Source organism: Flavobacterium sp. (assembly GCF_029242675.1).
Lineage (GTDB): Bacteria > Bacteroidota > Bacteroidia > Flavobacteriales > Flavobacteriaceae > Flavobacterium.
The window spans coordinates 1-6,673 of sequence record NZ_JAQWTM010000013.1 but is presented as its reverse complement, the minus strand read 5'-3'; the positions used below and the strand labels follow the sequence as shown (position 1 = coordinate 6,673).

At 34.3% G+C, this 6,673-nt stretch carries 6 protein-coding genes; 4 read left to right on the top strand and 2 right to left on the bottom strand.

Annotation, left to right across the window (positions count from 1 at the left end):
- Window position 1 precedes the first annotated feature (1 nt).
- Window positions 2-1,843 carry a membrane protein insertase YidC gene (gene yidC / locus P8M54_RS00520; RefSeq protein WP_300283789.1) on the top strand — a complete coding sequence of 614 codons (1,842 nt, stop codon included), beginning with the start codon at window positions 2-4 and terminating at the stop codon, window positions 1,841-1,843.
- A gap of 67 nt (window positions 1,844-1,910) precedes the next feature.
- On the opposite strand, the gene P8M54_RS00515 is transcribed toward yidC, so the two are convergent.
- Window positions 1,911-2,870: a fasciclin domain-containing protein gene (locus P8M54_RS00515; protein ID WP_300283787.1), complete on the bottom strand. Its 960-nt coding sequence runs from the start codon at window positions 2,868-2,870 to the stop codon at window positions 1,911-1,913.
- Window positions 2,871-3,218: 348 nt separating this feature from the next.
- Between P8M54_RS00515 and P8M54_RS00510 the strand changes: the two genes are divergently transcribed.
- From P8M54_RS00510 to P8M54_RS00500, 3 genes are all read left to right on the top strand, one after another.
- Complete coding sequence (locus tag P8M54_RS00510) at window positions 3,219-3,917, top strand: hypothetical protein (protein WP_300283785.1); 699 nt, start codon at window positions 3,219-3,221, stop codon at window positions 3,915-3,917.
- 76 nt (window positions 3,918-3,993) lie between these two features.
- Window positions 3,994-5,181 carry a tRNA 2-thiouridine(34) synthase MnmA gene (mnmA, locus tag P8M54_RS00505; RefSeq protein ID WP_300283783.1) on the top strand — a complete coding sequence of 396 codons (1,188 nt, stop codon included), beginning with the start codon at window positions 3,994-3,996 and terminating at the stop codon, window positions 5,179-5,181.
- Window positions 5,182-5,486: 305 nt separating this feature from the next.
- Entirely contained in the window at window positions 5,487-6,431 is a 945-nt protein-coding gene (locus P8M54_RS00500) for a nitronate monooxygenase (protein WP_300283780.1), read from the top strand.
- 107 nt (window positions 6,432-6,538) lie between these two features.
- Here the strand turns inward: P8M54_RS00500 and P8M54_RS00495 are convergent.
- Window positions 6,539-6,673: nucleoside-diphosphate kinase (locus P8M54_RS00495; protein WP_300283791.1), on the bottom strand; the 135-nt coding region annotated here is incomplete at its 5' end.

Genomic DNA, 6,673 nt, shown 5'->3' with positions numbered 1-6,673 from the left:
TATCGTTGTATGGATGTGGTACACACAACAACCAACAGATGCTGAAGTTGCAGCAGAAAAAGCGAAAAAAGAATTGGTAGTTAAGGAAGAAGCAAATGCTGTAAGTAGCCCAAAATCTAATGAGAGTAGTGTAGTAGCTGCTTCAAATGATACACTTCAAACTGCAAAATTGCAGAAGACTCTTGGGAATTTTGCTTACTCAGCGGGACTTCCTTCAGCTAAAGGTGGTGTTACTACAATCGAAAACGACTTAGTTATCTTAAAGATTGCTAACAAAGGAGGGTACATTGTTGAAGCGACTTTAAAAAACTTCGAAAGATTTAAAAAAGGATCTGGAGAACTAGTCAAATTAGTTAATGATAACAATGCGAGTTTAAATATTCAATTGTTTACTAATGACAACCATACTTTAAATACAAAGGATCTTTATTTTGAGCCTTCATTAACTAAAAATGGTGAAGACCAAATTTTGTCAATGCGTTTAAAAGCAGGAGCTAATGAATATTTAGAATACAAATATGTGCTAAAGGCTAACGATTATATGTTGGACTTTGATATTCAGTCTCAAGGGTTAAATAAAGTTTTGAAGACAACTAAGCCGTTAAACTTAGAGTTGGATTTAAAGACCTTCACTAATGAAAAAAGTATCACGTATGAAAACCGTTATTCTGAGCTATACTATGAGCATGAAGATGGTAAAAGTGACTATTTAGGATTAGGAAGTCAAGAAGACGACGTTGTGCAAGATGTATCGTATATCGCATACAAACAACACTTTTTCTCATCTATCTTACTGACGAAAACTGCATTTGAAAAAGCAGAATTGCAATCGACTAATTTAGTTAAGGATAGTGCAATTGATACTACTTTCACAAAACAGTTTAAAGCAGTTGTTCCATTAGCGTTTAAAAATGGAGAGATTGATCAAAGTATGAATTGGTTTTACGGACCAACAGATTACAAATTATTAAAATCTTACGACAGAAACTTAGAGGATATTGTTGCTTTAGGTTGGGGGATTTTTGGATGGATTAACCGTCATGCCTTTATTCCAATGTATGGTTTCTTGAGCTTGTTTATTTCTCATGGTTGGGCAATTGTACTTTTTACGATTTTAGTAAAATTAGTATTATCACCTATTACTTATAAGTCATTCTTGTCTCAAGCAAAAATGAAAGTATTGCGTCCTGAAATAGCTGAACTTGGTGAAAAATACAAGAAAGAACCAATGAAGAAACAGCAAGAAACGATGAAGTTGTACAATAAGGCAGGTGTAAACCCAATGGCGGGATGTGTGCCAGGTTTACTGCAAATGCCGGTCTTCTATGCGTTGTTTCAATTTTTCCCATCGGCAATAGGATTAAGACAACAACCATTTTTATGGGCAGACGATTTATCATCATTTGATTCAATCTATCAATTGCCATTTACGATTCCAGCTTACGGAAATCACATTAGTTTGTTCCCTATTTTAGCATCGATTGCAATTTTCTTTTACATGAAAATGACAACTGGAGATCAACAAATGGCCGCTCCGCAACAAGAAGGAATGCCAGATATGGCTAAGATGATGAACATCATGATTTACATTTCTCCATTGATGATGTTAATTTTCTTCAACGGATATGCTTCAGGATTGAGTTTGTATTACTTTATTTCGAATTCGATTACTATTGGAATTATGTTAGTGATCAAAAACTACATTATTGATAGTGATAAAATTCACGCTCAAATTCAAGAAAATAAATTGAAAGAGCCTAAGAAACAAGGTAAATTCCAAAAGAAATTACAAGAAGTTATGGAACAACAAGAAGCGGCAAAAGCGCAACAGAAAAAGAAATAACTATTTTAGATACTAAAAAAGCTTCCAGTAATGGAAGCTTTTTTTTTGCAAAGTTTTTTTTCGAATATTATAAAGTAGGTAGTAAAACCTTATTTATTACATGAATCACTCCATTTGCACATTGTACATCAGTGGCTGTAATTGTTGACATTCTTCCATTTGCGTCTTTAATTTTAGCCCCACCAGTTAACTCAATTGTGAATGATTGTGGTGTTTGTAATGTTGGTACTACTTGTCCTTCTGTTAAGCTTGCGGCTAGTACATTGCCTGATACAACGTGATACTGTAAGACCTTAGTAAGGTTTGCTGCTGAAACTCCTGCAATTCCAGTTGGAGCCAACTCAGCATCTAATGCGGTAAATGCAGCATTATCAGGCGCAAAAACTGTGAACGGACCTGTTCCGCTTAAAATTGATACAAAGTCAGGCTGGCCAGTTGCTGTTAGAGCACCTACTAGTGAAGAAAAATTTGGATTAGCTGTAGCATGTGTCACAAGTGTAGGCAATCCAATAACAGCATCAACTGAATGTATAACACCGTTAGAAGCCATAATATCTGCCGTTTTAACCGTTGCAACTCCATTTAATTTTACCGCATTATTGGCTGTATTTACAAACATACTTAAATTGTTGGTTGCAGATGCAGTTCCTTTTGCCATCGTCTTAATGTATGTAGTTGATAAATCAGTAGATTTTATTGTACCTGTAATAACGTGATTTAATAAAATTTCTTTTAAAGCATCTTTGGGCACATCGTTTATAGACGCAAAACCTGCTGTACTTAAAAACGAAGTAAAAGCAGCATTTGTGGGTGCAAAGACTGTAAAATCTCCATCTGCTTGTAATGTAGATGCTAGCTCAGCTCTAGTCAAGGCTTGAACTAAGATTGAAAAATCAGCATTGGCAGAAGCAATTCCGGTAATGCTATTGTCTACTGTAGGTGTCGTTGTTTCATCATCGCTACTGCAAGATGCTAATGCTAGTGCAGCAACTACTGCAAAAAGTAAAGGTTTTAAAATTTTTTTCATAATCGTTTCTGTTAATTGTTGTTATTAATTTTGAGCAATTTAATATTATTTTGTTTAATCTATTGTCTAAAAAGATAAACAATAATAAATCTTATGCAAACTTTAACTTGTGTTTAAGTCATTGAATAAATGTTAAGTTAAGTAAATTTATGGAGTTGCTTACTTTTTGTGCATCTTGGTTGAGCTTAAAACATTTAATTATAACAAGCAATCAATTAAACAGTTTTAACATTTTATTAATGAGAAAAATCAATGTGCATTGCATTAGTTTTAAGATGTTTAGATCAAAATCTTATTGTAAAACATTAATTTTACATCGGTTTTACACAAATAAATAAAATAAGAGTAATGAATTTACATAATAAGATTTTGATGCTGGCTGTACTATTAATAGCTAATGCAGGTTTAGCACAAGAGACAATAAATGCTGTTGATGCAGCTGCAAAAAAAAATGGTTTATGGAAAGGGACTTATGAGTTATCAAAACGACCTAGGTATGAAGGTGTTTTCTCTCATGGTAAAGAGGTAGGTACCTTTAAATTTTTTGACGATACAAGAGCAGGTTCAGTTATAGCAACTAGAGAATTTAATGAGAAAGACGGTAGTGCTTATACTGTTTTCTATGACCAGGCTAAGAATAAAGTAAGTGAAGGAGTGGTAATCAATAAAAGTTTTGAGGGTCCTTGGAAATACTATCACAAAGCATCTAAAGCTGTAATGACCTTAGAGAATTACTCAAAGGGACAATTAACAGGGATAAGATCGGTTTTTTATCCAAGTGGTAAAATCGCTGAAGAAGTAATGTATGCTCAGGGTAAAAAGAACGGACTTTGTAAAATCTATTCTGAAAACGATGTTGTACTTGAGGAAACCTTATATAAAAATGACCAATACAATGGTTTGGCTATTTTTAGAAATGTAAAAGGTGAAGTTGTTTCCAAAGGAAAATTTTTAAATAACAAGAAAGTTGGTATTTGGGAGTTTTTTGAAAAAGGAAAGAAGGTAAGAGAAACTAACTTTGATTTTCAGCAAAACAGTTCTAAATAGCGCGTTAATTTAAAAGGAGCAGGCTTAGATAGTAATTTAAAACATTGTAACTTTGCAGTCTCAAAAAAATAAAAAAATGAAGCGAGTTGTAGTAGGACTTTCTGGAGGTGTAGATTCAAGTGTTGCAGCATATTTATTGCAACAACAAGGATATGAAGTGATTGGTCTTTTTATGAAAAACTGGCATGATGATACCGTTACAATTTCTAATGAATGCCCTTGGCTAGAGGATAGTAATGATGCTTTGCTTGTTGCAGAGAAATTAGGAATTCCTTTTCAAACAGTAGATTTAAGTGAAGAATATAAGGAGAAAATTGTCGATTACATGTTCAATGAATATGAAAAAGGACGTACTCCTAATCCAGATGTACTTTGTAATAGAGAGATAAAGTTTGATGTGTTCATGAAAATAGCACTGAGTTTAGGTGCTGATTATGTCGCTACAGGACACTATTGCCGTAAAAGTGAAACAACTATAAAAGGTGATACTGTTTACCAATTAAAAGCAGGTGCTGATGTTAATAAAGATCAATCTTACTTTTTATGTCAATTATCGCAAGAGCAATTAGCTAAATCTCTTTTTCCTATAGGCGAATTGACGAAACCGGAAGTACGCGCAATCGCTGCTGAAATGGAACTAGTTACCGCTGAAAAGAAAGATTCTCAAGGTTTGTGCTTTATTGGAAAAGTTCGTTTACCTGAATTTTTACAACAAAAACTACAACCAAAAGAGGGTAAGATTGTACAAATAGATAAGGATGATGCGGTTTATACTGTTGTAGAAAGTAAAGAAGCTACGGCTTTAGATAAATTGATTCAAGATGCTTCAAAAATTAACTACACTCCAGAGATGGGTAAAGTAGTAGGAAAGCATCAAGGGGCACATTACTTTACAATTGGTCAAAGAAAAGGACTTAATGTAGGTGGTACAAAAGATCCTTTATTTATTATAGGAACTAATGTAGAAACAAACACAATTTATACTGGCTTAAGTAGTCAACATCCTGGATTGTTTAGGAAAGGTTTATTCATAGCAAACGCTGAAGTGCATTGGGTTCGTTCTGATATGGCTATAGCCAATGGGGAATCAATAGAAACGATGGTACGTATACGTTACCGTCAACCGTTACAAAAAGCAACCTTACATCGACATGAAGAGGGGATGTACATCTCCTTTGATGAACCGCAATCAGCAATTACAGAGGGGCAGTTTGCAGCTTGGTATCAAGAAGATGAATTAATAGGTTCTGGAGTTATCTCGTAACAGGCTTCCCTATTTTATAAAACAACCAGGTAGATGCTATAAAGCTTTTATCTGGTTTTTTTTTATATTCGAAAGTTAGTTCTTACTTTTTTCTAATACCATATAGATAATTAAATTGCGTACTACTCCTAGAATTTTAGTGCCTTTCTTGATTATACGTAAAACCGAAAATAGTAATTGTAGGGTTTTATGTTTTCGAACATTATAGATATAATATTTACTTTTTTTCTGATTTCGTTTAATTTTCGATAAATTTGAATACTAGATTTTGATTAATAATAGGAATTTCTAAAATTCAATATTTTATGAATGCGATAAATACACTTTTCAACATACAATATCCCATAATCCAAGGAGGAATGATCTGGGTAAGCGGTTATAAATTAGCCAGTGCAGTAAGCAATGCAGGCGGATTAGGCTTGATAGGCGCAGGATCTATGTATCCAGAAGTATTGCGTGAACACATCCAGAAATGTAAAAAAGCTACGAGCAAACCTTTTGGGGTAAATGTTCCCATGTTATATCCTAACATAGAAGAGATTATGAACATCATCGTGGATGAAGATGTCAAGATTGTATTCACATCGGCAGGTAATCCTAAAACATGGACTGCATTTTTAAAAGAAAAAGGAATTACGGTCGTGCATGTGGTCAGTAGTTCTCTATTTGCGTTGAAAGCGCAAAACGCAGGAGTTGATGCTGTAGTAGTCGAAGGTTTTGAAGCAGGAGGTCACAACGGAAGGGATGAAACTACAACGCTAACACTAATTCCTATGGTAAAAGAAAAAATTACTATTCCGGTTATTGCTGCTGGAGGTATTGGTAGTGGGAGAGGAATGCTGGCTGCAATGGCTCTAGGTGCTGATGGAGTGCAAGTAGGGAGTAGGTTTGCAGCATCAATTGAATCCAGTGCTCACGATGATTTTAAACAAACAATTGTTACAACAGAAGAGGGTGGAACGCAATTAACGTTGAAAGAATTAGCGCCTGTTAGATTGATTAAAAATAAGTTTTTTAATGATGTACAGTCACTTTATGATAATAATGGTAGTAAAGAGGACCTAGTGACATTGTTAGGTCGCGCTCGTGCAAAAAAAGGAATGTTTGAAGGAGATTTGATCGAAGGAGAGTTAGAGATAGGTCAAATTGCAGGCTTGATACATGACATTAAACCAGCGGGACAAATCGTTAACGAAATGATTGCTGAATTTAAAGATGCTAAAGTAGCTTTGACTAGTATAGATTTTTAAAAATATATTCTGTCAATTAAAGCATATAAAAAAAGGTGGATACTACATTGTAGTATCCACCTTTATATTTAAGCGATTAAAATTAATTAAGCGCGATATGTTTTTTATTAGAATTGCTCTCTTCCAGCAAAATGGAAAGCACCTTCAATAGCTGCATTCTCATCACTATCTGAACCGTGAACAGCATTTTCTCCAATAGAAGTAGCATATGCTTTACGGATAGTTCCTTCAGCAGCTTCAGC

What these genes read in the sequence shown, in the direction of transcription:
- P8M54_RS00510 (WP_300283785.1), top strand. Translation starts at nt 3,219, where the DNA reads ATGAATTTACATAATAAGATTTTGATGCTGGCTGTACTATTAATAGCT.
- P8M54_RS00515 (WP_300283787.1), bottom strand. Translation starts at nt 2,870, where the DNA reads ATGAAAAAAATTTTAAAACCTTTACTTTTTGCAGTAGTTGCTGCACTA.
- P8M54_RS00500 (WP_300283780.1), top strand. Translation starts at nt 5,487, where the DNA reads ATGAATGCGATAAATACACTTTTCAACATACAATATCCCATAATCCAA.
- mnmA (WP_300283783.1), top strand. Translation starts at nt 3,994, where the DNA reads ATGAAGCGAGTTGTAGTAGGACTTTCTGGAGGTGTAGATTCAAGTGTT.